Source organism: Flagellimonas sp. 2504JD1-5 (genome assembly GCF_053618295.1).
In genome coordinates this window covers 2085139-2110235 of sequence record NZ_JBSIOU010000001.1, presented here as the reverse complement: position 1 = coordinate 2110235, position 25097 = coordinate 2085139, and the positions used below count along the sequence as shown (strand labels likewise).

Annotated in this window: 28 protein-coding genes and 1 tRNA gene; 15 read left to right on the top strand and 14 right to left on the bottom strand. The window is 39.7% G+C overall.

Features of this window, described 5'->3' with window-relative positions:
- Positions 1 to 331 precede the first annotated feature (331 nt).
- A complete protein-coding gene (locus ACULLG_RS09450) occupies positions 332 to 1477 on the bottom strand; it encodes an SGNH/GDSL hydrolase family protein (RefSeq protein ID WP_452126511.1) in 1146 nt (381 codons plus the stop codon).
- Positions 1478 to 1664: 187 nt separating this feature from the next.
- On the opposite strand from ACULLG_RS09450, the gene thrS reads away from it, so the two are divergent.
- The 5 genes from thrS (at position 1665) to ACULLG_RS09425 (ending at position 5617) form a co-directional block, all read left to right on the top strand.
- Positions 1665 to 3605 (top strand): threonine--tRNA ligase, encoded by a 1941-nt coding sequence (gene thrS / locus ACULLG_RS09445; RefSeq protein WP_452126510.1) that lies wholly within the window; start codon positions 1665 to 1667, stop codon positions 3603 to 3605.
- 30 nt (positions 3606 to 3635) lie between these two features.
- A complete protein-coding gene (gene infC, locus ACULLG_RS09440; RefSeq protein ID WP_452126548.1) occupies positions 3636 to 4190 on the top strand; it encodes a translation initiation factor IF-3 in 555 nt (184 codons plus the stop codon).
- A 51-nt stretch (positions 4191 to 4241) separates the two neighbouring features.
- On the top strand, positions 4242 to 4439 hold the full coding sequence (gene rpmI, locus ACULLG_RS09435) for a 50S ribosomal protein L35 (RefSeq protein WP_073181711.1): 198 nt from the start codon (positions 4242 to 4244) through the stop codon (positions 4437 to 4439).
- Between the two features lie 91 nt (positions 4440 to 4530).
- Complete coding sequence (rplT, locus tag ACULLG_RS09430) at positions 4531 to 4875, top strand: 50S ribosomal protein L20 (protein ID WP_073181708.1); 345 nt, start codon at positions 4531 to 4533, stop codon at positions 4873 to 4875.
- Between the two features lie 82 nt (positions 4876 to 4957).
- Entirely contained in the window at positions 4958 to 5617 is a 660-nt protein-coding gene (locus tag ACULLG_RS09425; RefSeq protein WP_452126509.1) for an SGNH/GDSL hydrolase family protein, read from the top strand.
- A gap of 2 nt (positions 5618 to 5619) precedes the next feature.
- On the opposite strand, the gene ACULLG_RS09420 is transcribed toward ACULLG_RS09425, so the two are convergent.
- Positions 5620 to 6042: a secondary thiamine-phosphate synthase enzyme YjbQ gene (locus ACULLG_RS09420; RefSeq protein ID WP_452126508.1), complete on the bottom strand. Its 423-nt coding sequence runs from the start codon at positions 6040 to 6042 to the stop codon at positions 5620 to 5622.
- A gap of 72 nt (positions 6043 to 6114) precedes the next feature.
- Between ACULLG_RS09420 and ACULLG_RS09415 the strand changes: the two genes are divergently transcribed.
- The gene (locus ACULLG_RS09415; protein WP_452126507.1) at positions 6115 to 6906 is read left to right on the top strand and encodes an HAD family hydrolase; all 792 of its coding nucleotides are present in this window, start codon (positions 6115 to 6117) and stop codon (positions 6904 to 6906) included.
- Complete coding sequence (locus ACULLG_RS09410) at positions 6903 to 7406, top strand: cupin domain-containing protein (RefSeq protein WP_452126506.1); 504 nt, start codon at positions 6903 to 6905, stop codon at positions 7404 to 7406. Before ACULLG_RS09415 ends, ACULLG_RS09410 begins: the two co-directional genes overlap by 4 nt.
- Positions 7407 to 7431: 25 nt before the next feature.
- On the opposite strand, the gene ACULLG_RS09405 is transcribed toward ACULLG_RS09410, so the two are convergent.
- From ACULLG_RS09405 to tgt, 7 genes are all read right to left on the bottom strand, one after another.
- The gene (locus tag ACULLG_RS09405) at positions 7432 to 7614 is read right to left on the bottom strand and encodes an Arc family DNA-binding protein (RefSeq protein WP_452126505.1); all 183 of its coding nucleotides are present in this window, start codon (positions 7612 to 7614) and stop codon (positions 7432 to 7434) included.
- Positions 7615 to 7617: 3 nt separating this feature from the next.
- Entirely contained in the window at positions 7618 to 8472 is an 855-nt protein-coding gene (locus ACULLG_RS09400) for an SPFH domain-containing protein (protein ID WP_452126504.1), read from the bottom strand.
- Between the two features lie 184 nt (positions 8473 to 8656).
- Positions 8657 to 9934 (bottom strand): asparagine synthetase B, encoded by a 1278-nt coding sequence (locus ACULLG_RS09395; protein WP_452126503.1) that lies wholly within the window; start codon positions 9932 to 9934, stop codon positions 8657 to 8659.
- A 13-nt stretch (positions 9935 to 9947) separates the two neighbouring features.
- The gene (gene dnaB, locus ACULLG_RS09390; RefSeq protein WP_452126502.1) at positions 9948 to 11492 is read right to left on the bottom strand and encodes a replicative DNA helicase; all 1545 of its coding nucleotides are present in this window, start codon (positions 11490 to 11492) and stop codon (positions 9948 to 9950) included.
- Between the two features lie 167 nt (positions 11493 to 11659).
- Positions 11660 to 12613: an acetyl-CoA carboxylase carboxyltransferase subunit alpha gene (locus ACULLG_RS09385; protein WP_452126501.1), complete on the bottom strand. Its 954-nt coding sequence runs from the start codon at positions 12611 to 12613 to the stop codon at positions 11660 to 11662.
- A gap of 88 nt (positions 12614 to 12701) precedes the next feature.
- Positions 12702 to 13784, bottom strand: coding sequence for an LptF/LptG family permease (locus tag ACULLG_RS09380; protein ID WP_452126500.1), 1083 nt, complete (start codon positions 13782 to 13784; stop codon positions 12702 to 12704).
- Positions 13784 to 14914, bottom strand: a complete 1131-nt coding sequence (tgt, locus tag ACULLG_RS09375) for a tRNA guanosine(34) transglycosylase Tgt (protein ID WP_452126499.1) — start codon at positions 14912 to 14914, stop codon at positions 13784 to 13786. The genes ACULLG_RS09380 and tgt overlap by 1 nt, the downstream gene beginning before the upstream one ends.
- A gap of 158 nt (positions 14915 to 15072) precedes the next feature.
- Between tgt and ACULLG_RS09370 the strand changes: the two genes are divergently transcribed.
- From ACULLG_RS09370 to ACULLG_RS09360, 3 genes are read left to right on the top strand one after another with little or no spacing between them, the layout of a single operon-like run.
- Positions 15073 to 15918: a transketolase gene (locus ACULLG_RS09370; protein ID WP_452126498.1), complete on the top strand. Its 846-nt coding sequence runs from the start codon at positions 15073 to 15075 to the stop codon at positions 15916 to 15918.
- A 16-nt stretch (positions 15919 to 15934) separates the two neighbouring features.
- A complete protein-coding gene (locus tag ACULLG_RS09365) occupies positions 15935 to 16888 on the top strand; it encodes a transketolase family protein (RefSeq protein WP_452126497.1) in 954 nt (317 codons plus the stop codon).
- 52 nt (positions 16889 to 16940) lie between these two features.
- A complete protein-coding gene (locus ACULLG_RS09360) occupies positions 16941 to 17555 on the top strand; it encodes an outer membrane beta-barrel protein (RefSeq protein WP_452126496.1) in 615 nt (204 codons plus the stop codon).
- Positions 17556 to 17610: 55 nt separating this feature from the next.
- Here the strand turns inward: ACULLG_RS09360 and ACULLG_RS09355 are convergent, their stop codons facing one another.
- A complete protein-coding gene (locus ACULLG_RS09355) occupies positions 17611 to 18582 on the bottom strand; it encodes an FKBP-type peptidyl-prolyl cis-trans isomerase (protein ID WP_452126495.1) in 972 nt (323 codons plus the stop codon).
- A gap of 78 nt (positions 18583 to 18660) precedes the next feature.
- Between ACULLG_RS09355 and ACULLG_RS09350 the strand changes: the two genes are divergently transcribed.
- Both ACULLG_RS09350 and ACULLG_RS09345 read left to right on the top strand, forming a co-directional pair.
- Positions 18661 to 19032: an RNA-binding S4 domain-containing protein gene (locus ACULLG_RS09350; RefSeq protein ID WP_452126494.1), complete on the top strand. Its 372-nt coding sequence runs from the start codon at positions 18661 to 18663 to the stop codon at positions 19030 to 19032.
- A gap of 34 nt (positions 19033 to 19066) precedes the next feature.
- Positions 19067 to 19564 carry a phosphoribosyltransferase family protein gene (locus tag ACULLG_RS09345; RefSeq protein WP_452126493.1) on the top strand — a complete coding sequence of 166 codons (498 nt, stop codon included), beginning with the start codon at positions 19067 to 19069 and terminating at the stop codon, positions 19562 to 19564.
- On the opposite strand, the gene ACULLG_RS09340 is transcribed toward ACULLG_RS09345, so the two are convergent.
- The gene (locus ACULLG_RS09340; RefSeq protein WP_452126492.1) at positions 19556 to 20068 is read right to left on the bottom strand and encodes a shikimate kinase; all 513 of its coding nucleotides are present in this window, start codon (positions 20066 to 20068) and stop codon (positions 19556 to 19558) included. The genes ACULLG_RS09345 and ACULLG_RS09340 overlap by 9 nt on opposite strands.
- 116 nt (positions 20069 to 20184) lie before the next feature.
- Between ACULLG_RS09340 and ACULLG_RS09335 the strand changes: the two genes are divergently transcribed.
- From ACULLG_RS09335 to ACULLG_RS09325, 3 genes are all read left to right on the top strand, one after another.
- A tRNA-Lys gene (locus ACULLG_RS09335) sits at positions 20185 to 20257 on the top strand.
- 227 nt (positions 20258 to 20484) lie between these two features.
- Positions 20485 to 21741, top strand: coding sequence for a site-specific integrase (locus ACULLG_RS09330; protein ID WP_452126491.1), 1257 nt, complete (start codon positions 20485 to 20487; stop codon positions 21739 to 21741).
- A gap of 178 nt (positions 21742 to 21919) precedes the next feature.
- Entirely contained in the window at positions 21920 to 22504 is a 585-nt protein-coding gene (locus tag ACULLG_RS09325) for a BfmA/BtgA family mobilization protein (protein ID WP_452126490.1), read from the top strand.
- Between the two features lie 223 nt (positions 22505 to 22727).
- On the opposite strand, the gene ACULLG_RS09320 is transcribed toward ACULLG_RS09325, so the two are convergent.
- The 3 genes from ACULLG_RS09320 to ACULLG_RS09310 form a co-directional block, all read right to left on the bottom strand.
- Positions 22728 to 22925, bottom strand: coding sequence for a hypothetical protein (locus ACULLG_RS09320; protein WP_452126489.1), 198 nt, complete (start codon positions 22923 to 22925; stop codon positions 22728 to 22730).
- A 370-nt stretch (positions 22926 to 23295) separates the two neighbouring features.
- Positions 23296 to 23865, bottom strand: a complete 570-nt coding sequence (locus ACULLG_RS09315) for a helix-turn-helix domain-containing protein (protein WP_452126488.1) — start codon at positions 23863 to 23865, stop codon at positions 23296 to 23298.
- A gap of 132 nt (positions 23866 to 23997) precedes the next feature.
- A complete protein-coding gene (locus tag ACULLG_RS09310; protein WP_452126487.1) occupies positions 23998 to 25095 on the bottom strand; it encodes a hypothetical protein in 1098 nt (365 codons plus the stop codon).
- Positions 25096 to 25097 lie beyond the last annotated feature (2 nt).

Genomic DNA, 25097 nt, shown 5'->3' with positions numbered 1-25097 from the left:
TCTATACAATATGTCAAATGAACTTCTTAAATCTTCAAAAGAGAAAAAAAATCGGGCCAAATCAAGCCCCCTAATCCCACTCTTTTACGCCTGGCCCTATCAGCTAAGCGGGTGCAAATATAGAACCCTTTTTTTCTATTGACCAAACTATTCGTGAAAATTTTTCAAAGATTTTTGTCCACATCTCATTCAACCTTTCAAAACGCCTTGTTTTACAAGGGTTTGCGGAAACAAAAAAACTTCATTTTCAAGCTAAAAATACTACTTGGATAGTCAAAATAGAGTCTAATTTTAGTAACCCTTATCAGGGTTAAAAACGAAATTCCACAATCTATTCGAGTATGCCCGTAAGTTTTTGAATATATGCTTGGGCATAACGCCACATTCCCAAATCTGTTGGATGCACCCCATCCACCGTGTCATCCATTTGTAAATTGATGTCATTCTTGGTCATATAATAAAGATTTTCAATCCCATCATCAATCAACTCTGCATACGCTTCTTTTTGGAGTTGATTCACTTTTGCAAAACGATTCTTGCTCGCAGGACTAACATATTCATCTGAATAACCGGCATGCTCCACCAACAAAATTGGTGTTCTTTTTCGTTTTAACCTTAGCCCCTTAACCGCTTTTATAATCCGCTCTTTAAAAACAATATCATTGGTAATTCCAAGATTTTGCCAAGTTAAAGGGGTTAGGTTCGGCATACAATCCAAAATATAAACCTGAGCGTCTATTTCCGTCATTAGGTCGATAATTGGAATTTCCAATCGACCTGAGCCACTAAAACCAAGGTTTATTAAAGGCATATCAAGCAATCTACTCAATTGAGCTGTCCATGCCATTCCGGGTCTGGATGCACATGCTCCTTGAGCAATGGACGTACCGTATACCACGATGGGCTTCTTATTTCTTATTGGTAAAGGTGAAAAATTAGAATTTGTATCAACTCCTATTTCTAGCTTGGTTACTTGATTATACAATGGAAGGTGCAATCTATATTCCCTCATAATTTTTGAAGTTCCCAATTTTTTATAGACAAAAGAGATTGTATCTGAAAACTTGCGGTTAGCGGCGCACCATATTTCTTTTCCTTTGTTATCAAAAGTATATAGGTCCACTCCACTTACTCCCGTAGACGGCATATGTTCAAATGCATAATTACTTTTATTGTTTACCTGATATCTTATATGAATTCTAGACCCATCTGTTCGGAATCTTATCATAAGTCCGGCAGATTGCTTTCCCAAATCATAAACTCCATGGCTCAGATTATCCGCAACTCTTTTTGGAAGACGATCATAGGGGCCTTCAACCTCATTAGGCCAAGCCTGTCCTTCAATAAAATATTGAGAAGCATTCTCCTCTATTGGATTCCACCATATTAATTCTTCCACTTCTTGGGAATAGCAAAAAGCAAACCCTATGAAGGGAAGGAGCAACATCGTTCTTTTTATCAGATCCTTCAAAAACATCTTATTCATTTTACTCAACCTAAAATACATTATTTCAATTTGTGTCCTTAATATAAACCTTTTAATGAGCCTTGATGTTTTTACAATACTTTCCATCTCCTTTAATGGAGATAAATCAACCTGCAACTCTATTGTGTGCCTTGGTGCAAGGTGTTATCTTTGTGCGCTTATTATCATATATAAAGGAATGATCAAGATTACATTACCTGACGGAAGCATCAAGGAACATCAAAATGGTGTTACTCCGATAGAGGTTGCAAAAGAGATTAGTGAAGGATTGGCACGGAACGTTATTTCTGCATCATTTAATGGAGTAACTGTTGAGAGCACCACATCATTAACGGAAGATGGTAGTCTGGTTTTATATACCTGGAAAGATAATGAAGGTAAAAAAGCATTTTGGCACTCAACCTCCCATGTTGTTGCCCAAGCTTTGGAAGAACTATATCCTGGAATTAAATTGACCATAGGTCCTGCTATCGAAAATGGATTCTACTATGATGTGGATTTTGGCGAGCAATCTATTTCTGAAAAGGACTTTCCAATGATAGAAAAGAAGGCGTTGGAAATTGCGAGAGGAAAGCATGATTACAAAATGCGAAGTATTTCGAAAGCTGAAGCACTTTCCTATTATAAAGAACAGGACAATCAATATAAGGTTGAGCTTATTGAGAATCTGGAGGATGGTACCATTACATTTTGTGACCACAGCACTTTTACTGATTTATGTCGAGGCGGACATATTCCCAATACAGGAATCATTAAGGCCATCAAAGTTTTAAGTGTTGCAGGTGCGTATTGGAGAGGCGATGAAAATAACAAGCAGCTAACTCGTGTTTACGGTATTTCATTCCCAAAACAAAAAGAGCTCACCGAATATATTGAACTCTTGGAAGAAGCCAAAAAACGTGATCATAGAAAATTGGGCAAGGAATTGGAATTGTTCACATTTTCGCAAAAAGTGGGACAAGGACTTCCTTTATGGCTTCCAAAAGGGGCTGCACTGCGTGAACGTTTGGAGCAGTTTTTGAAAAAAGCACAGAAAAAAGCGGGTTATGAAATGGTGGTGACCCCCCATATTGGTCAGAAGGAACTCTATGTAACTTCAGGTCATTATGCAAAATATGGCGAGGATAGTTTTCAGCCCATCCATACACCCAAAGATGAGGAAGAGTTTTTGCTAAAACCGATGAACTGTCCCCATCATTGCGAAATCTACAATAGCAGTCCGTTCAGCTATAAGGATTTACCCATACGATATGCCGAGTTTGGCACCGTATATAGGTATGAGCAAAGTGGAGAACTGCACGGGCTTACAAGGGTGAGAGGTTTTACACAGGATGATGCCCATATTTTTTGTACTCCGGATCAGTTGAATGATGAATTTAAAAAGGTTATTGACCTATCATTGTATGTATTGGGTTCATTAGGTTTTGAAAATTTTACGGCACAAGTGTCTGTTCGTGATCTTGAAAAACCTGAAAAATATATTGGAGATGCGGAAAACTGGGAAAAGGCAGAGCAAGCCATCATAGATGCCGCAGAGGAAAAAGGACTGAATTTTGTAATTGAAAGTGGCGAAGCTGCTTTTTATGGTCCAAAACTCGATTTCATGGTGAAAGATGCATTGGGCAGACAATGGCAATTGGGTACAATCCAGGTTGATTACAATCTACCCGAGCGGTTTGACCTTACCTATAAAGGTAGTGACAATGAGCTTCATAGGCCAATCATGATCCATCGTGCACCCTTTGGAAGCATGGAACGCTTTGTGGCATTGTTATTGGAACACACCGGCGGGAATTTCCCCCTATGGTTAATTCCAACTCAAGCTATTGTACTGCCGGTCAGTGAGAAACATGAAAAATATGCTGAAAAAGTTTTGAATTCTTTAGAAAATCACGAAATTCGCGCGCTCATTGATAATAGGAATGAGACGGTAGGGAAGAAAATTCGTGAGGCTGAGCTCAAAAAAATTCCGTTTATGCTCATTGTTGGTGAGCAAGAAGAAGGAGCCGAAACCATAGCTGTAAGAAGGCATGGAGGTGAGGATTTTGGAAGCATCAGCTTAAGTAAGTTTTCCGACTTGGTATCTACTGAAATAAATAGTACCTTAAAGTCGTTCTAAAAAATTGAGTTTAATTAAAAAGTATAAGTCATAGCAATACGAAGAAGATTTAGACCCCAACCAAGGAGGGAAAACAAAAACCCTCATAATATCAATGAAAAGATTACAGCCCCTGAGGTCAGACTTGTTGGGGACAATGTGGAAATAGGAGTATATCCGATTTCAAAAGCACTGGCCAAGGCCAACGAACTGGAACTTGATTTGGTAGAGATTTCGCCAAAAGCAAATCCTCCAGTTTGTAAAATTATTGATTACAAAAAATTTCTTTACGAGCAAAAGAAGCGGGATAAGGCCATGAAGGCCAAAGCCACTAAAGTAATTGTAAAGGAAATACGTTTTGGTCCGCAAACGGATGACCATGATTATGAATTTAAAAAGCGTCATGCTGAGAAATTCTTAAAAGATGGTGCCAAGCTTAAAGCTTATGTCTTCTTCAAAGGAAGGTCCATAGTTTATAAAGACCAAGGCGAAATATTGTTGTTGCGTTTGGCCCAAGAGCTCGAAGAGCTTGGTAAGGTTGAACAAATGCCAAAGTTGGAAGGAAAGCGAATGACCATGTTCATTGCCCCTAAGACTAAAAAGTAAATTAAAGCGGGATGCTGAGCTTTATTCAGCGTAATATATAAATAGGAGAAAATGCCTAAAATGAAAACAAAATCCAGTGCCAAAAAGCGATTCAAGCTTACTGGTTCTGGTAAAATCAAAAGGAAGCACGCTTTTAAGAGTCATATTTTGACTAAAAAATCGAAAAAGCGTAAGCTTAAGTTGACACATTCTACATTAGTACATGAGTCTGATGTCAACAGTATTAAAGAACAATTGCGATTAAAATAATTGTTCAATCAGGTACATTAATTATTAACCATGGAGTCAGGCTTATAAAAGTGTCAAAAATTGACCGCCTGCTACAAAAAAATGAAACATTATGCCAAGATCAGTAAATTCAGTTGCTTCTAGAGCCAGGAGAAAAAAGGTGATGAAGCAAGCCAAAGGTTACTTTGGAAGACGTAAAAACGTTTGGACAGTAGCCAAAAATGCGGTAGAGAAAGCAATGCTTTATGCTTACCGCGACAGAAGAAACAAGAAAAGAAATTTCCGCGCACTTTGGATTACCCGTATCAATGCAGGTGCAAGAATGCACGGAATGTCTTACTCCCAATTCATGGGCAAGGTAAAATCCAACGGTATTGAACTTAACAGAAAAGTTTTGGCCGATTTGGCAATGAACCACCCAGATGCTTTTAAAGCAATCGTTGAAAGAGTAAAATAAGAGTTAATATAAACTTACCCCGCTTATTAAAAATCCCACTCGGCTGAGTGGGATTTTTGTATTTTAAGGTTTTATTTGAAGCATGGTAAAATCTCTTCCAACCACTGTCATCGCCATAATTGCAACGGTAATTTCGTTTGGACAGGACCATAATGTTTCGTTTCTCGCACTCGGGGACAGTTATACGGCTGGAACTGGTGAATCTAGAGTGAATAGCTGGCCATTACAATTTGTGCATCAAGCCCGAAAAAAGAAAATTGATATTGCCCCATTCAAAGTTTTAGCCAAGGCTGGTTGGACAACCACTGATTTATTATCAGCCATTCAAAATGAACGGTTGGAACCGAGTTATGATCGGATTAGCCTCTTGATAGGTGTTAACAATCAATACAAAGGAGTGGATTTCGAAGTATTCGAAAGGGAGTTTTCATTGCTTTTGAGCAATAGCATCCAAATGGCCAAAAACATGCCAAAAAACGTTTTTGTGCTTTCCATTCCTGATTGGAGTGTCACCCCATTTGCGCGTTTTAAGGATAAAGAAAAAATTGTTCGGGAGCTAAAAGCTTATAACACATTTATTGAGAAAGAAACCAAGAAACAGGGAGCTATTTTCATAGAGATTACAAAAATGTCAAGAAACGCGTGGGTAAATCCCTCCTTAATCGCATCGGACAGCTTACATCCATCAAAAAAAATGTACCGCATGTGGGTGAAGAAAATCAATAAAAAACTATTCAAATAATTTCAGCTTCCAAAAGCAGTTATAACTAGTTTCCTTCCAGAAGCATGGTCGCGATGCTCACAAAGGTAAATACCCTGCCATATGCCCAGATTCAACTTTCCATTGGTTATTGGAATCTGAACCGAACTGCCTAGCAAAGATGCCTTTATGTGCGCGGGCATATCATCCGGTCCTTCATAGGTATGGATATAATATGGAGCATTTTCAGGAACCATCTGATTAAAATGACTTTCAAAATCGACCCGAACAGTAGGGTCAGCATTTTCATTGATCGTCAATCCGGCAGAAGTATGTTTAATAAAAACCTGTAGAATTCCAACCTTGATCTCCTGCAACCCGGTGACAGCATCAACGATGGTATCGGTTATTAAATGAAAGCCTCTTTTGTAGGGCTTAAGTCGCAGCTCTTTCTGATAAAATTTCATATTTCGTGAAATTAATACAAAGTTTACATCATTTCGCCCCCAAGCCATACCTTTGATGTTTTAAAATTTGCGATGGACTTTTCAAATATAAAAATGGTGGTTTCTGATATGGATGGGACACTGCTAAATTCCAACCATGAGGTAAGTCATAGATTCTTTGAACTCTTCGATGCTCTGAGGGAGAAACAAATCCAATTTGTAGCCGCCAGTGGTAGGCAATATCACAGCATGGTGGACAAATTGAAAACAATAAAGGACGATGTGATTTTTATTGCTGAAAATGGTGCCTTTACAAAACAAAAAGAGGATGTTTTGCTTACTACCCCCATTGACAAAATTAATGTCAGCGAAGTACTTTCTGCCCTTTCCAATGTTCCGGATGCTCATCCGGTTCTGTGCTGCAATAACAAAGCCTACGCAAATGGTCATTCAAACGATTTCCTAAACCTACTCGCAGAATACTATACGGAGTTTGAAGCTGTTTCTGATCAAACCAAGGTCAACGACCAGGTTTTAAAAGTTGCCATCTACCACTTTGAGAATTCCGAAAAGCATATTTACCCAGCAGTAAAACATTTGGAAGGCCCATTAAAAGTAAAAGTTTCCGGCTCCAATTGGGTCGATGTTTCCCATAAAAATGCACACAAAGGATACGCTCTTGGTCAATTAATGCATACATATGGACTTTCCGCGGATGAAGTTATGGTTTTTGGGGATTACAATAACGACCTGGAGATGCTGGAACTGTCCAACTATAGTTTTGCAATGTCCAATGCTCATCCAGATGTAAAGAAAATATCAAAGTTTGAGACGTCGAGCAATAATGATTTTGGTGTGGAACGAATCTTGGAACAACTGGTATGAGCGATATTGATTATTTGATTAAAAAATTTGAATTGACTCCGCATCCGGAGGGAGGTTATTTCAAAGAAACCTATAGAAGTGCTGAGGAAATAGAACAATATGCCCTTCCCGAAAAATTTAGTGGTACAAGAAATTATTCCACATGTATTTACTTTTTACTGACATCGGATACCTTCTCAGCCTTTCATAAGATAAATCAAGATGAAATATGGCATTTTTATACAGGGTCTCCCTTGAAATTACACATCATTTCAGAAAAAGGTGAGTATTCCGAGCAGATTGTGGGGAGTGATTTTTTAAAGGGTGAAGTGCCTCAGTTTGTTGTGCCAGCAGGTCATTGGTTTGCCGCTCAAACGCTTGAGGCGAATAGTTATTCTTTTGTAGGTTGCACTGTCGCTCCTGGATTTGATTTTAGCGATTTTGTTCTGCCAGCGCGAAAAGAACTCATATCAAAATTCCCGAAGCACCAGGCTGTTATCACTTCACTCACCAGAAGTTAACCGTTTTCTGAAGGAAAATATTGAGTCATTCTGAGCCATCTCCTCCCGGTTTTTCTTTTTTGGGCAACCTTTTCGCATCTTTCAGACTTTTGTTTATTATCCATTCCAGTTGACCATTGACACTTCGGAATTCGTCATCAGCCCATTTTTCAATCTGTTTAAAAATTTCTGGGTTGATTCTTAGAACAAAAGATTTTCTTTTACTCACGAATTAACTGTTTAGTGTCCCCGCGTTCACCACCGGAACTGCCTCCTTATCACCGCATAATACCACCATGAGGTTACTGACCATTGAAGCTTTCTTATCATCATCAAAGTCAATGATGTTATCTGTGGACAATTTGATCAATGCATCCTCCACCATTCCAACGGCGCCTTCCACAATTTTCTTCCTTGCAGCTACAATGGCAACTGCCTGTTGTCGTTTTAACATTGAACTTGCTATCTCCGGAGCATAGGCCAAATATCCGATTCTAGCCTCCATAACTTTAATACCTGCAATAGCCAAACGTTCAGTAATTTCATTTTCCAAAGCTTCATTAACCCCATCCATTCCAGACCTTAAGGTTAATTCTGCCTGTTCATCATCAAAATTATCGTAGGGATATGAACCGGCCAGTTTTCTTACGGCTGCGTCCGTTTGCACCCTTACAAATTCTTCATAGTTATCTACATCAAAAGCGGACTTATATGTATCAGCAACTTGCCAAACCAAAATTACATTGATCATGATTGGATTTCCAATCTTGTCATTCACCTTTACTCGTTCACTATCAAAATTGCGAGCTCTTAGTGATATTCGTTGTCTCGTATAAAAAGGATTTGCCCAAAAAAATCCATTCTCCCGAACCGTTCCTTTGTAAGCTCCAAATAGAACCATGACCCTTGAGCTATTGGGATTGACTATAAAGAACCCTTTGGCAACCAGAATGACAGCAATGAAAAAAACTATGAATACGGGGATGAGTCTAACCATTAACGCTCCAATCGTCATGGCTATCACAATAAACAATACAAGCAACATTAGGTAACCATTCAAAGCTTTAATTGATTTTTCGTGTTTCATATGATATTATTTTGATATCACAATAATACTATATTTTTATTAAACAAAAAAGTGAACATCCATTTTTCCAGAATGGTAGGATCATCTATACCTCATTGTTGAATAGCGATTATTCCCCTAGAAGTAATTGGAAAAAGTGCTGCTAAGTATTTAGAAAGTTATTTAAAACAAGTAAGTAGAAGAATTAAGTCTTTTGTTTCTTCTTTCTGGCCGCTGGAAACAATACGTTATTTAGTATAAGACGATATCCAGGAGAGGTCGGGTGTAATTCCAATTCGGTTTTAGGGTCTCCCACCCTGTGTTGGTAATCTTCGGGATCGTGCCCGCCATAAAAAGTGAAGAACCCCTTGCCTTTTATGCCATGGATGTACCGTGCTTCGCCATTTAATTTGTTTTCACCAAGGACCATGACCGTGGGTTTAACCTCATCACGTGTGAAAGCCGTTGTCTGCCCCATAAATCCCTTGACCAAGGTGGTATGATTCTGTGTGAGCATTGTTGGTACAGGATCCCATTTGGCCGAAAACTCCATCAGCGAAAAATAATCCGATTCCTTTGGTACATTTCTTCGTTTATTGGTCATGTCAATGGATGAAAACTCATACCGTAAAGGGTTTCGTTCTAAAACAAAATTCGAAAAAGCAAAGGTTCTGCTAAAATCCAGTTTCCCCTGATAGTTGGCATCCGAAGGGTCTCCATCGAACATGGGTTCGCAGATGTCCACACCTTCAGCAGCTAAGGCAATATCAAAACTATCGGTGGCCGAGCACATGGCAAACATAAATCCACCACCAATCACAAAATTTCTGATTTTTAAGGCTACTGCCCCTTTTTCTTCAGATACTTTATTGAAGCCAAGTTTCTGCGCTAGGGACTCGGCTTCCGCTTTTCCTTCAATATACCATGGGGCCGCTCGGTATGCCCCATAAAACTTACCATATTGTCCTGTAAAATCTTCGTGGTGCAAATGCAACCAATCATAAAGCGCTAGTTTATTGTCCAACACCTCTTCATCATAAATAGTGATGTATGGGATTTCAGCATAAGTCAGTACCATGGTTACAGCATCATCCCAAGGTTGGTTCCCCTTTGGGGAATACACAGCAATCTTTGGTGCCTTTTCCAATATTACCGCTTCTTGATTTTGAGAAGGGCTGCTGATTCCATCTAAAATGGACTCTGCTTTCGCATTAGACAATACCTCAAAAGAAACTCCCCGTATCTGGCATTCCTTTCGTATGGCTTCTCCATCCGGCAATAAAAATGAGCCTCCTCTATAGTTCAGCAGCCATTGCACCTTTTGTTGTTTGGTCAGCACCCAATATGTTATACCGTATGCTTTTAAATGGTTTTCTTGGCTTTCTGCATCCATAGGAATAAGAATTACCGATGCAAAGGATTTAAAAAAAATGAAAAGAAAAAAGAATAGGGTAAGACCTCTCGACTGCGCTCGAGGCAACATAGGATTAATCTTCTTAGAAAGGCACGTCATTATCTGGGTCATCGTCGCTATTCATTGCGCTACCAAATGCCTCATCTGTACTGGGAAGATTTGGTGTTGCAAAAGGATTTTCCTCATTCGCATTCATCTTCGATTGAAATTCGAATGGGGAATCAAAGTCATCCAAGTTATCAAATTTACCTAGAGCGCCAACGAACTTTAACCTAATATTATCTAAGCCACCATTACGATGTTTGGCCACAATGAATTCGGCCTGACCTTGGGTTGGAGTGCGTTCTTCATCGTCCCACTCGTCAATTTTGTAGTATTCTGGACGGTAAATAAAGGAAACAATATCAGCGTCTTGCTCAATAGCACCAGATTCCCTCAAGTCAGAAAGAATAGGCCGCTTACTTCCTCCCCTGGTCTCTACCGCCCTTGAAAGCTGTGATAAGGCGATGACAGGAACGTTCAGTTCTTTGGCCAACGCTTTTAAGTTTCTTGAGATGGTTGAAATTTCCTGTTCGCGATTTCCTCCTTTTTGACTTCCGCCCGCGGTCATCAACTGTAAATAATCAATTATGATGAGCTTAATACCATGCTGAGAAGCCAATCGACGGGCTTTTGCCCTAAGGTCAAATATGGAAAGTGATGGGGTGTCGTCGATGAACAATGGAGCCTTTTCCAAGGCTTTGACCTTAACATTGAGTTGCTCCCATTCGTGTTTTTCTAATCTACCAGTCCGTAATTTTTCTGACGAAAGCCCCGTTTCTGATGAAATTAGCCTTGTAATCAACTGTACTGATGACATTTCCAAAGAAAAGAAGGCCACCGGAATCTCGGAATTAACGGCAATATTTCTCGCCATGGACAGGGTTAAGGCGGTTTTACCCATACCCGGCCTTGCGGCAACAATAACCAAATCGCTGGGTTGCCAACCTGAGGTTAATTTATCCAGTTTATCAAATCCCGAAGGGATTCCGCTCATTCCTTCCTTATTGGAAATCTCTTCAATCTTCTTTTTGGCCTGAATAACCAAATCAAGTGCTGTTTCCGCAGAGCGTTTTAAATTACCCTGGGTAACCTCGTATAATTTTGCCTCAGCATTGTCCAACAAATCAAAGACATCTGTAGATTCGCTGTAGGCATCTTCAATAATCTCACTTGAAATTTTAATAAGACTTCGCTGGATATATTTCTGAAGGATAATCCGTGCGTGAAATTCAATATGTGCCGAAGAAGCTACTTTTTGGGTCAATTTTATAAGGTAAAAGTCGCCTCCTACCGCTTCCAACCGTCCTTCTTTCTTCAATTGTGACGAAACGGTTAATAAATCCACCGGCTCGGAAGATTCAAACAATTTAAAGATAGCTTCATAGATAAACCGATGTGCATCTTTGTAAAAGACATCGGGATGTAAGATATCTATTACTTCATCCACCCCTTTTTTATCAATCATCATCGCCCCTAGCACAACTTCCTCTAAATCAACGGCTTGCGGTGGAATTTTACCTCGCTCTAAATTAATGAGCGTGGATTTATCCACTTTGCGACCGATAATTGGGCTTGGCTTGTCCATGAGTGCGAATGTAGCTAATTAACCTTTAGTTAACTTTAAATTTAAGGAATGTGATGTTCACAGGTCTTCAACAAAGTTAATGTTGAAAACTTAGAAAGTTTGTTAATAACCCTAAAATGTTGGAAGAAAAAATCTAATAAAAAACAATGACCGCTGTAAAACCTTAATTACCCGTTGAAAACGCCCATTGAGGCATATTTTTCCATCCTCGCTTTCACCAATTCTTTTGGTGATAACTTTTTGAGCTCTTCAAAATGGGTGGAAATTTTATGCTTTACGGTCTCGAAGGTTTTTTCGCGATTGGTATGTGCTCCTCCTAAAGGTTCACGAACAATCTCGTCCACTAGTTTTTGCTTTTTCATATCTGTGGCCGTAAGTTTTAGGGCATCTGCGGCTTGTTCCTTAAATTCCCAACTACGCCATAGAATAGAAGAACAAGATTCGGGTGAAATCACTGAATACCATGTATTCTCCAACATCAACACCTTGTCACCCACGCCAATTCCCAATGCTCCTCCGGAAGCACCTTCACCAATGATCACAACAATAATTGGAACTTTTAGGCGGGTCATTTCCAAGATATTTCGCGCAATGGCCTCTCCTTGGCCACGTTCTTCGGCCTCAATTCCTGGATAAGCTCCTGGAGTGTCTATCAAACACACCACCGGAATCCCAAATTTTTCTGCGGATTTCATTAAACGAAGAGCTTTACGGTATCCCTCCGGGTTTGCCATTCCGAAGTTTCGATATTGCCTTGTCTTGGTATTGTATCCTTTTTGTTGGCCTACAAACATATAGCTCTGGTCCCCAATTTTACCAAGACCGCCAATCATCGCCTTATCATCCTTTACATTTCTATCACCATGGAGCTCCAAAAAACTGTCGCCGCAAATAGCATTGATGTAGTCCATGGTGTATGGCCTATTGGGATGTCTTGACAATTGTACTCTTTGCCAAGCGGTAAGGTTCTTGTAGATTTCTTTTCGGGTCTCTCCGAGTTTCTTTTCTATTTGCTGACAGGTCTCGCTGACGTCAACGTCACTTTCCTCTCCTATGACCATGCATTTTTGCAATTGGTCCTCTAGTTCTTTTATGGGAAGTTCAAAATCGAGATACTCCATGTAAAGTTGATTTCAGAATATGGTGGGGACAAATATAAAACTTTACAGCACACTCCTAAAAATTGATGGATTAAAATTACACTGGTTTTTAGCGCTTGGCTTTCATAAGCATATAAACAGCAAATACCCCAAAGATGAGATTGGGGATTACTACGGCGAGTAACGGGGAAAATCCAGATTGTTCTGCCAAAGTACCAAATACTTTATCGAAAAAGATATAAATAAACGCAACCCCTATACCAAATGCAAGGTTCAATCCCATTCCACCCCTACGTTTCACGGAAGAAACAGCCACGGCAATGATGGTTAGAATAAATGCGGCGATTGGCAGCGCCCATCGTTTATACTTTACCAAAATATACGCATTGATATTAGAGGCCCCCTTTCGTTTTTGATCATCGATAAACTCATTGAGTTCAAAGAGATTTTTGGTCTCCGCCACATAGGAAACGGGTGTAAGATCTTCTATTTTAAAGGTAAAAATGGTGTCGAGCCTCCTTTTGGTCTCGATAATCTCAACATCATTCTGTAATTTTCGTTTTACATAATTGGTAAGTCTATAAATACTGTCTTTTTCTATCCATCTAATGCTACTGGCAGAAATTTTCCATTCCAACTTTTTGTCCTTATTGAAGTGTTCGTAGGTAAAATCCCTTCCATTTTTACGAGCAGGATCAAAACTGCTCACATATAAATAATCATCCTCATTTAATTGATTGAAGATGTTGGAAGTCTCTTGAACCTGTCTCCCCTTTTTAAAATATTCGTACTCAAATTCATTATAACCGATACTCGCATGGGGCACAATAAACATTCCCATCAAAAAAATAAGAATGGCGACCAAAGTAGCTCCAATAACGTAAGGCCTTAAAAACCGCCAATACGAAACACCAGAACTCAAAATGGCCACTATTTCGGTATTACTGGCAAGTTTGGAGGTGAAAAATATGATGGATAGGAATAAAAATATGGGAAGTAGCAAGTTTCCAATGACCAAGGTGAAATTGCCATAGAACACGATAACCTCGGCAAGGGGAGCTTCGTTATCGATAATTTTACCCACCTTTTCCGCTAAATTGGCCATGATGCCGATAGGAACGAAAAGCATGAGCATCCCCAAAAAGGTAACCAAATAGCGTTTCAAAATATATTTGTCAAGAATGGTAAGCATTACAATCTTTTATCCATTTGTTTAACCATTTTGGTTTTCCATTCCTTAAAATCTCCAGCTAAAATACGCTCTCTGGCAGTACGTACCAACCATAAATAAAAACCAAGGTTATGAATGGTGGCAATTTGCTTCCCCAAATATTCGTTGGCTGCAAAAAGATGGCGTAAATATGCTTTGGAATACTCCGTATCAACAAAGGTGATGCCCATTTCATCTATAGGTGAAAAATCCGCTTCCCATTTTTTGTTTTTGATGTTTATAGTACCATGTGCGGTGAACAACATCCCATTTCGTGCATTTCGGGTAGGCATCACACAATCGAACATATCTACACCCAAGGCAATGTTCTCCAAAATATTGATAGGTGTACCAACGCCCATCAGGTATCTTGGCTTGTCTTCTGGAAGAATGTCGCAAACTATTTCGGCCATTTCATACATTTCTTCAGCGGGTTCACCAACGGAAAGTCCTCCTATGGCATTGCCCTCGGCCTCAACTGATGCAATATATTCTGCAGATTGTTTTCGTAAATCTTTATAGGTAGAGCCTTGAACTATTGGAAAAAAACTTTGGGAATAACCATACTTAAAAGGCAATGTTTCCAAATGGGATATACACCTGTCCAGCCACCTATGGGTCATATGCATGGAGCGCTTGGCATAATTGTAATCGCAAGGATAGGGTGTGCATTCATCGAATGCCATGATTATATCGGCGCCAATGGTTCGTTGAATCTCCATTACATTTTCGGGAGTGAAAAAGTGCCGAGAACCATCAATATGTGACTTGAAATTTACCCCTTCCTCTTTTATTTTTCTGTTGTTGGAAAGGGAATATACCTGATAGCCCCCGCTATCTGTCAAAATATTGCGGTCCCAACCCATAAATTTATGCAAGCCGCCTGCTTGTTCCAAAATCTCCACACCTGGTCTCAGGTACAAATGATACGTATTGCCCAATATAATATCAGGATTTATCTCGTCCTTCAATTCCCGTTGGTGCACTCCCTTTACGGAGGCTACCGTTCCCACCGGCATAAAAATGGGTGTTTCAATTACGCCATGGTCCGTAGTCAACTTTCCCGCCCGAGCTTTGCTCTCTTTATCTTTTTGAAGTAAGGTAAATTTCAACACTGGTATTTAAGACCGCAAATATAGCTATCTCATTTTCCACAAAGCCTTAACAAAAAAATAAAGTTTAACTGTTAAAAAGAGGTTTGTAAAATAATTTGTTAGTGCTTGTGTAGCATAACGATTGCGGTTACTTTTGCCACCATAAAATAAAAACAATGCCAAACACGCAAGAATTACAGGATTTAGTGATCCAGGTCAGACGGGACATTTTACGAATGGTCCACAAGGTAAATTCAGGACACCCGGGAGGCTCATTGGGCTGTACCGAGTTCTTTGTTGCACTCTATAATGAAATTATGGAACTCAAGGATGGATTTGATATGGACGGACATGGAGAAGATCTTTTTTTCCTTTCCAACGGACACATTTCACCTGTTTTCTATAGTGTTTTGGCAAGAAGAGGATATTTTCCAATTGACGAGTTGAACACATTCCGTTTGATTGATTCACGCCTACAGGGCCACCCAACCACTCATGAGGGTCTTCCTGGAGTTCGAATCGCCTCTGGATCTCTTGGCCAGGGAATGTCAGTAGCCATTGGGGCCGCATTGTCCAAAAAGTTGAATGGCGATGATCATTTAATCTACAGCTTACATGGTGATGGGGAATTGCAAGAAGGACAGAATTGGGAAGCCATTATGTTTGCGGCGGGAAACAAGGTTGACAACTTGATCGCTACGATAGATAGAAATGGACAACAAATTGATGGTGGCACCGAAGATGTGTTGCCCCTTGGAGATGTTGCTGAAAAATTCAAGGTATTTGGTTGGGATGTCATGGAAATTGAAAATGGAAACGACCTGAATCAAGTCATCGCAGGTTTAAAAGAAGCTAAAAGTAGAACCGGAAAAGGCAAACCTGTTTGTGTGGTTATGACCACAGAAATGGGCAATGGGGTAGATTTTATGATGCACACCCATGCTTGGCATGGAAAAGCCCCAAGCGATGAACAATTAGAAACCGCATTGGCGCAAAACCCAGAAACTCTAGGTGATTATTAATTCTTAAGAAACAGACATGACCAAATATATAGATCAAGGAAAACAGGACACCAGAAGTGGATTCGGAGCGGGAATGACCGAACTGGGAAGAACTAACCCAAATGTTGTTGCTCTTTGCGCCGACCTGGTAGGTTCACTTAAGTTGGAAACTTTTATCGAAGAAAACCCAGAACGGTTCTTTCAAGTGGGTATCGCCGAGGCGAATATGATCGGAATTGCTGCTGGCTTAACAGTTGGTGGGAAGATTCCTTTCACGAGTACTTTTGCCAACTTCTCAACCGGTAGGGTTTATGATCAGATTCGTCAATCCGTTGCCTATTCGGACAAAAATGTAAAAATATGTGCCTCGCACGCGGGACTCACGCTGGGAGAGGATGGTGCTACGCACCAAATATTGGAAGATATCGGCCTTATGAAAATGTTGCCAGGTATGACGGTAATAAATCCCTGTGATTTTAACCAGACCAAAGCTGCCACAATTGCTATAGCAGAACATGAGGGCCCAGTTTACTTAAGATTTGGAAGACCCAAAGTGGCCAATTTCACCCCCGTTGACCAAAAATTTGAAATTGGAAAGGCATTAATGCTCAGCGAAGGAACAGATGTGACCATCATTGCTACCGGTCATCTGGTATGGGAATCCCTAATTGCAGCTGAAAAATTGGAAAGTCAAGGTATATCAGCCGAAGTGATCAACATACACACCATTAAACCATTGGATGATGAAGCTATTTTGGCCTCTGTCAAGAAAACTGACTGTGTTGTAACAGCAGAAGAGCACAACTATTTAGGTGGACTTGGTGAAAGTGTTTCCAGAGTACTTACCTCTCATTATCCTGTACCTCAAGAATTTGTGGCCACCCAAGATACTTTTGGGGAGAGCGGTACACCTGATCAGCTGATGGATAAATATGGACTAAACAATAAAGCCATCGAAGAAGCCGTTTTAAAAGTGTTGAAACGAAAATAGATTTTTCGGTATCATATTTGATATTGCTACAATCAATTAAAACGAAACACTTATGAAAAAAACGCTTCTAATGGCGGCTTTTGCCCTTATGGGTACCGCTGCATTCGCCCAAGGCGGCACAGGATGGGGAATCAAGGCAGGACTGAGCTATAACAAGAACGGTGACCTTATTCAAACAGTTAGCAATTCTGCACAAAATGTTGTGGAAGGTGCAGAAGGAAAAACAGGTTATCATTTTGGTTTTTGGGGAAAATTGGATTTTCCTAAAATGTACATTCGCCCAGAATTGGTTTATACCAAAACTAAAAGTACATACGATGTGGAGAGCAACTCCAATGACTACGATTTATCAAAACTAGATCTTCCAGTTCTTATTGGTGTTAAGATTGTAGGACCATTGCATGTTTTTGCTGGACCTGCTTTTCAATATGTTTTAAGTAACGATCTTGGCGATTTGCAAGTTCAGGATGTTGAAAATGATTTTTCTGTTGGATTGAATGCCGGTGTTGGTGTCAATCTTGGAAAAATAGGATTGGATGTTCGTTATGAACGAGGATTTTCGGAGAATGAAGCCAGATTCATCGGCAATAATATTACCAATATTGAAGGTCGGGTAGATTCAAGACCATCACAGGTAATATTCGCACTTTCCTTAAAACTCAATTAGAAAATCACATGAAATATAAAAAAAGCCACCTTAAAGGTGGCTTTTTTTATGCTATTTAATTTGTATCAGGATCCAAATAATCCGGTGTACCATCACTGTTAGCATCTGGGTACGGAAAAATAATGTTCCCATTATCATCCGATATTTCATTTCTGGTGGATACGCCATCTCCGTCATCATCCGCATCTTGAAAGTTGGCAAATCTAATTGTTAAACCAGCATCTTCCTCTCCCTGGGCATCTGTATTGTCATCAAATAAAAAGTCATTCATATTAAGATCTTCCAAAATGGAAGGAACCCCATCATTATCATTATCGGTATTCTCTATTATCCTTCCCACTTCAACTTGAAAAATAAGATTTGCATATCTTGGTAGGCCTCCTGCGGCCCCTGTCCCATTAAAATATGCAAGCCCTGAAGGTAGTATAATTAGACCAATACCACTATCGTTAAACTCAAAAGTGCCATCAGGGTTCACCACCAAGCCATTGGTTGATGCTGCCTTAATCTTGGATATTCCATGACCATAACCACGGATTGTAAAAGGCAACTCTTGCCAAAGAAAACTTTGAACAGCATCAAATTTAGTTCCATCCAAAAGCATCCCCTCATATCGAAGTAAAGTAGAATCTGCAACAGTAGGTTGCATGCCCCCACCATCTCTAGCAATCAAATAATAGTATATAAAAGGAATATCAGTTTCTTCCTCGCTTAGACCAAATTGACTGGACGATACCTTAATTTCAACAGGCGTGACTTGGTCAATCAATGGAATCTTGTCAGCATTTGCACCTTCAATGGTGTCAATTTTTATCGTAATATCCAGAGCATTGGGGTTCGCCTCAAACTCTTCATAGTTGTAAAAGTGCGTCTGCAAGAACTCTTTGATTTCCTCATCATTTTCGGGGGCTACTTCAGCCAATAATCGGGGGGGTACCGTAATCACATCGGGTCCGCCATTATCATCATTGTTACATGAAGTAAAAAATACCGCTACCAATAAGAAAACAAAAATTCCGTGCTTCATCAAGTTTGTAATTTAGCTGCGCAAGATACAATTTTCCGCTATTTTTGTGTATGGCATTAACAAAGATTTGCAGAGTTTATGCGCGTTGATAAGTTTCTTTGGTGTATTAGATACTATAAAACCCGAAACGTTGCCACAAATGCTGTTAAAAAAGGGCATGTTCGTATCAATGGTAGCGTTGTTAAACCCTCGCGCGAGGTTTATCCTATGGATAATATTGTGTTGAGAAAAAACCAAATCGACCATCAGCTTACGGTTTTGGACATCCCTGAGAGCAGGATTGGAGCAAAACTGGTAGACATTTACAGAAAGGATACTACCCCAAAAGAAGCTTTTGGGCATACGGCATTGTTAAAACATGCCAAAGATCATTATAGAAAAAAAGGGTTGGGACGCCCAACCAAAAAAGATAGAAGGGATATTGATGGTTATTTGGATGAGTCTGAATGATTGGTTTCTTTATCTTTGAACAAAATCTGGTTTTATGGTCAACCGCATTCTTACCCACGAACAAATTCAACATACCATAAAGCGTATTGCTTATCAGATTTATGAGGCCAATGTGGACGAAAAAGAGATTGTAGTAGCCGGTATTGTTGGAGGAGGATTGAACTTTGCAAAAAAAATTGCAGCGGTCCTTAAAAAAATTACGGATGCTCAAATTGTGCTATGTAAGTTGCAAATGGATAAAAAAAATCCATTACAAAGCGGAGTTGCCACGTCAATTGAGGAAGAGGCCTATATAAACAAGTCCATTGTTCTGGTCGACGATGTATTAAACTCGGGTACTACTTTGATCTATGGGGTGCACCATTTTCTAAAATCCCCAATCAAACAATTGAAGACTGCAGTTTTGGTCAACCGAAACCACAAAAAATACCCCATAAAAGCCGATTACAAAGGTATTTCGTTGTCCACATCCCTAAATGAGCATATTCGGGTAGAATTCGAATCGAAAAATGATGCTGTTTATTTAGAGTAGTTTTTTTATTTCAGTTACTACCTCCTCCAAAGATTTATTGGCGCAATCAATTGTATGTTTTGAATCTGCGTAGAATTGTCTTCTCTCGAAAAGATGTTTGCCAATAAATTCGGGCAGCTCATCGTCTGACAGATTCTTTACCAAGGGTCTCGTTTCTTTTTCTTTGCTGATTCTATCCGATAAAACTGAAATGGGCAATTGTAGATAGACGGAATGGTCGGATTGCATTAAGATTGTGTCCATATTATTGCCATAGCACGGGGTTCCCCCGCCAGTTGAAAGTACCATGTCCTTTTTTTCGTTTAACACCTGTTCCAACATTTGATGTTCGAGTTTTCTGAAGAAAATCTCGCCCCTCTCATCAAAAATAGTTCTAATGGATTTTTGAGTTTCTTGTTCAATATAGTCATCCAAGTCAATAAACACCATGTTCAATTGTTTCGCAAGCAATCTTCCCACGGATGATTTTCCACTTGCCATATACCCTACTAAAACTACTTTCATTTGATGGATTTATAGGTGTTTTTAAAAAAACACAAATTTATCATTATTTGGGTTTGTCTAATAAATTATTGGGCTTATATTTGCACCCGCTTACGCAGATTAGCGAAGCGGTTTTTGACCTGATAGCTCAGTTGGTAGAGCATCTCCCTTTTAAGGAGAGGGTCCTGGGTTCGAGCCCCAGTCAGGTCACTTTTAAGACTTCATGGAATATTCAAAAAGCCTGTAATTTATTGATTTACAGGCTTTTCCATTTTTTATGATTTCATTTGATATCATTTAAGGGCACCGCATCCGGTGCCCTATTCGGTGCCCCATTGCAATTTCCATAAAAAGGGCACCGGAGGCTTGTTAAAAAATTGGGTTTCTTTTTTCACTGAAAATGTTCTGTTCAAATTAAACCTTGAAAAAACATTATCATGGAAACAAATTCCTTCGCTGTCCTTTGCTATATCAGGACAAGCAAATCTGACAAATTGGGACGGGCGCCTTTGTATCTCAGAATTACCGTCGATGCCAATCGAACCGAACTGAGCATCAAACGAAAGATCTTACCCTCTAAATGGTGCTCTTCAAAGGGAAGGGCAAAAGGGTCCAATCAAAGCGTAAAGGCTTTGAACCACTATATAAGTGAATTGGAATCAAAAGCATTTAACATCCATTCCAAACTGGCCATCAAAAACAAGCCGTTCACCGCTGAGACCATTAGAAACAAACTTTTGAACAAAGAAAAAGTTTATAAAACCCTTCTGTGCATCTATGATGAGCACAATGAGCAGATCAAACAGTTGGTTGGCATCGATTACTCATATGGGGCCTATAGGAGACATGTCCGCACCCGAAACCATCTTTCTTGTTTCATTGAAAAAGAACATGGGTCAAAAGATTTATTTGTCAAAGAAGTGGACCTTAAGTTCATCAATAGTTTCCACCACTATTTGAAAACAGAGGAGGTCGGAAACCAAAATACCATCACCAAATATGTAACAAACTTCAAAAAAGTCATGCGCATTGCATTTGCCAACAATTGGGTAAGCAAAGATCCCTTTTATCATTGGAAGGCCAAATGGAAAAAAGTCGAACGAGAGGTGTTGACAGAAACCGAGCTTCGCACTTTGATGGTAAAAGAGTTTTCAATGAAAAGATTGGAGCAGGTGCGGGATATATTTGCTTTTTGCTGTTTTACAGGATTGGCCTATGTTGACGTGAAAAAGTTATCGGCCAACCATCTTGTTATTGGGATGGATGGGAATCGTTGGATAAAGATCAACCGCTCAAAGACAGATGCCAGGAGCAGCATACCCTTATTACCGGTAGCCAAGAAAATACTACAGAAATATTCAACCTTTCAAGAAAGTTCAGCGGACAGTTTGTTGTTCCCCGTGGCCAGTAACCAAAAGATGAATGCCTTCCTCAAGGAAATTGCTATTGTCTGTAATATTGAAAAGAATATGACCTTCCATTTGGCAAGGCATACTTTCGCCACCACCGTTACCTTGGCTAATGGGATTCCTATCGAATCTGTAAGTAAGATGCTGGGGCATCAATCTTTAAAGACCACCCAGATCTACGCCAAGGTCATTGACAAAAAGTTGAGGGAGGATATGAAGCTCATTGAGGATAAATATCATTTAGACAATGCCTCGGCCGAAGGTATATCGGAACAGCGACTTTGAAGGAGTTGTTCTGTATAGCGAGAGGGTAGCACGGCAAGCCGGTGCTACGATGACCCATTTATGCTTCAAAGTCCCATGGACATTGGGATGACAGAAGAAATAGAAAATACCGAGATTGGGAAAGTTTGGCGCAAAACCGCTCCGAACCCGCATTAACACCGAAAAAAAATGTCGCAAAATGATAGTAAAGGGAAAATATTGCTACAGTTACAGTACCATCAACCTGAGGACGGAAGTGGCCAAAAGGTTCCGAAGGTTTTCCAAAAAGGTCGCACCCTCACATTCCGAGGCGCTCAAAAAGATCATGGATTTTTTTGAATGGAACGGACTTAATCCATCCGACGAGTCCGTAAACAAGATCTTGGATGAGATCCGAAAGAACAGGAAAAGAACTGAAGTGGCCATCAAACGCACGGAGTCTTCCATTGCCATCATCCGTAACATCGAGATCACACAGACCAGGCCCTCCAATGCCATCCTTGCCCTCCTATTGGGAGAGGCACCCCAGAAGAAAAGAATCGCAAAGGCCGAGCCTAGACCAAAAAGTGTACCTCCACAGGAAAAGGAACAAATTGAGGTCATGGTACCCAAAAGAAGATTGGAGCGAGTCGAATGGAAACTGCAAAGTTTAAGGGAGGAATTCAGCTATGTCATGGAAAATGTCAGGAAAGTGAAGAGCACCTTTGGTAAGGACTATCTCAAAATCGAGATCACTGAAGGGGAATGGGAACGTTTCAAGAGGAGCGCAAAAAGTGATTACTGAGCTATGCCTCGCTCAGTAGTATTAGTTAGGCAAGATCTGGGGCTTGCAGCGCGAAACCAAGTTTCGCTCGCCTACCTTGACTTCGAAAATTGATTGAAAACCTTCCTTTCAGTAAACAAAATATAATAGTTTGACACATCTTAGGTGACAAAAGCAATCCCCTCATAAAATCATCCTACAATATTGGATATGTATTGGAATTATTGGAAGTACCAATCAAAAATCACTGGGTTTCCAGCACTCCCAAGCTTCTACTATTTTTCCACTGTCCTCTGGTAAAATCAGGAAATGGCACCGGGCTACTTCCCATTTCTATAGAAATTTTGGAAAGAGGGCCAACTACCGACCAAGCAACCCCATCATACACATCCATATCCTGAGGTAGTCCTTTGTTAAAACAATCTATTATACGGTATGCCATTACAAAATCCATTCCTCCATATCCTCCTTCATTTGAAAAGTATTTCGATGAAAACCTGCTGAATAACTTCTTCAGTATGACTCATATTTTGACACTTGAATTCGCACAAATGCCATTCATTGTACCTGTCAAGAAAATTTTACCCGCTTGTTCCGGAACTCTTCAGATACAAATGGCAATATATATTACATTTATTTTAATTTAGGATGGAGATAGAAAGTAGGTTGGAGTCCTTTATTAGGTCAATGCCTAACAGTTGTATTCAAACAATATTTTTAAGTATTAAATCTAATAATACATTTAATTATTCTTCAAAAAAGTAAATTCTTTGCTTTTCCATGTAGGGTGCTATTTGTAATAACCTACGATATCATTGTTTATACTGATGTACCAAATAAATCTTTAGCAGCACGGCACCTTGGTCAAACGAATTGGAAACACCGTGTGGAATGGAACCATCAAAGAACAACAAATCACCCTCCTCCAAGGTCAAGGCTTCATCATTCAAAGTATAGACAACCGTTCCTTTAATAACATAAACCAATTCCGTGGCATCAGTGGAAATAGGTTTTCTGTCAGCACCTCGCTCTACATTTACAATATACACCCTTAGGTTTTGGTCCGAAATGCCACGGGAGAAGAGGTGCACATATTCCAAGTTCTTGGAATCCTCCCGATCTTCTTTTTCTCCTTCCCCGTTTTTTACAAGCACATATTTACTGTCACTAGAATTGGTCAGGTCAAGTTCGGAAAGATCAATGCTCAAGGTCTGCATTATCTTTAACAGAACGGGCAATGACGGAGTGGTTCTTAAGTTTTCAATTTTTGAAATTAGTCCCGCACTAACACCTGCCCGTAGTGCCACCTGTTGTAGGGTCATATCTCGCTTTTGTCTTGCCTGTTTGAGATGTTTCCCAATATTCATTAAAATATCATCCATAGAAAGAAGCTTGGTTCTTTTAACAAAGTTTAAGGTTGTTATTATGGTCGGAAATGATGCCAATTACCATTTTTAACAAGAATTTACTTTGTCTTTTTTCAATCTTGTGAAAGTACAAAATTGAAACAAATTTTATTTTTTTCTCTTTAACACAAAAATCACCCCAATTAAACTGGTCAATAGAAAAAATATGATTGTATAGGTGATGGTTTGTCCAACGGTAAATTCATCGTCTGTTCCCGATGCGCTTACGGTATGTTCAATTTCTGGTACCTTACCAAATTCGTCGTCCAAATTCAAAACCAGAGGCTCAAAGGTGACATTGTTCGGGTCTTTTGGCACCCTGTTCTCAATGGCCAATATGCGACTCATTTCAGCCAATATCATTGGATTGTCCACATCAAACCCCAGATTGTCGCTAAGATGTTGTCCTACTTCCTTGGGCCAATTTAGCGGTATTTGATATCCCAACATCCATTTTCGGTCCAATCCGCATTCACAATCAGCTCCAATTATAGAAAGTAACTTGTAGATATTGTCCTGCTTTATGGAATTGTAATCTATTTTATCACCCATTATTCTTCCCCTTCCATATAAAATATAAGCCGCAGGCTGGGCCGGTATGGACTCAATGCCCAAACTCCATAAAAAGATTTTTTCTTCTTCAAAATTGGCCCTTGAGATTACCGCCATGTTCGGGCCTATTTCAACCTGTTTGGGCATATTGGGAATAATATTTTCAATTCGTGTACACGCTTTTGATACCAGATCCCTAGCAATTTTGTTCTCTTTAGAGTCTATTCCTTCGACCAAAATCACTGTCGCATAAATGTTTGGCAACTCCGAGACCATCCTTTTTTGAAGGGGTGAAAACAAAATTTCTTCTTGCAATGTGCCATTGGATTGATTTGCTGCCAATGCAAACATTCTATTGTTCTGGTCTACCAAAACATAGGCAGGGAGTTTCAACCCTTCTGATTTCACAAAACTTATGATTGGGTTACCAGCATCTTCATTAAACCCTAATGTCAACGGTTTTACATTAGCCTCAGCAAAGGCTTCGGCTTGCTGTCTTGGAAAAAAAGAAGTGGTTTCATCTACTTTGTAGATGACATAGGTAACCCTTGACAAGGTTGAAAAGCCTATTTCGCGAATGGTATACCTACATGCCTGGGAACTGGTCACAAACAGCATAAAAAGTATGCCCAAAAAAATTCTTAGCTTATTCATTT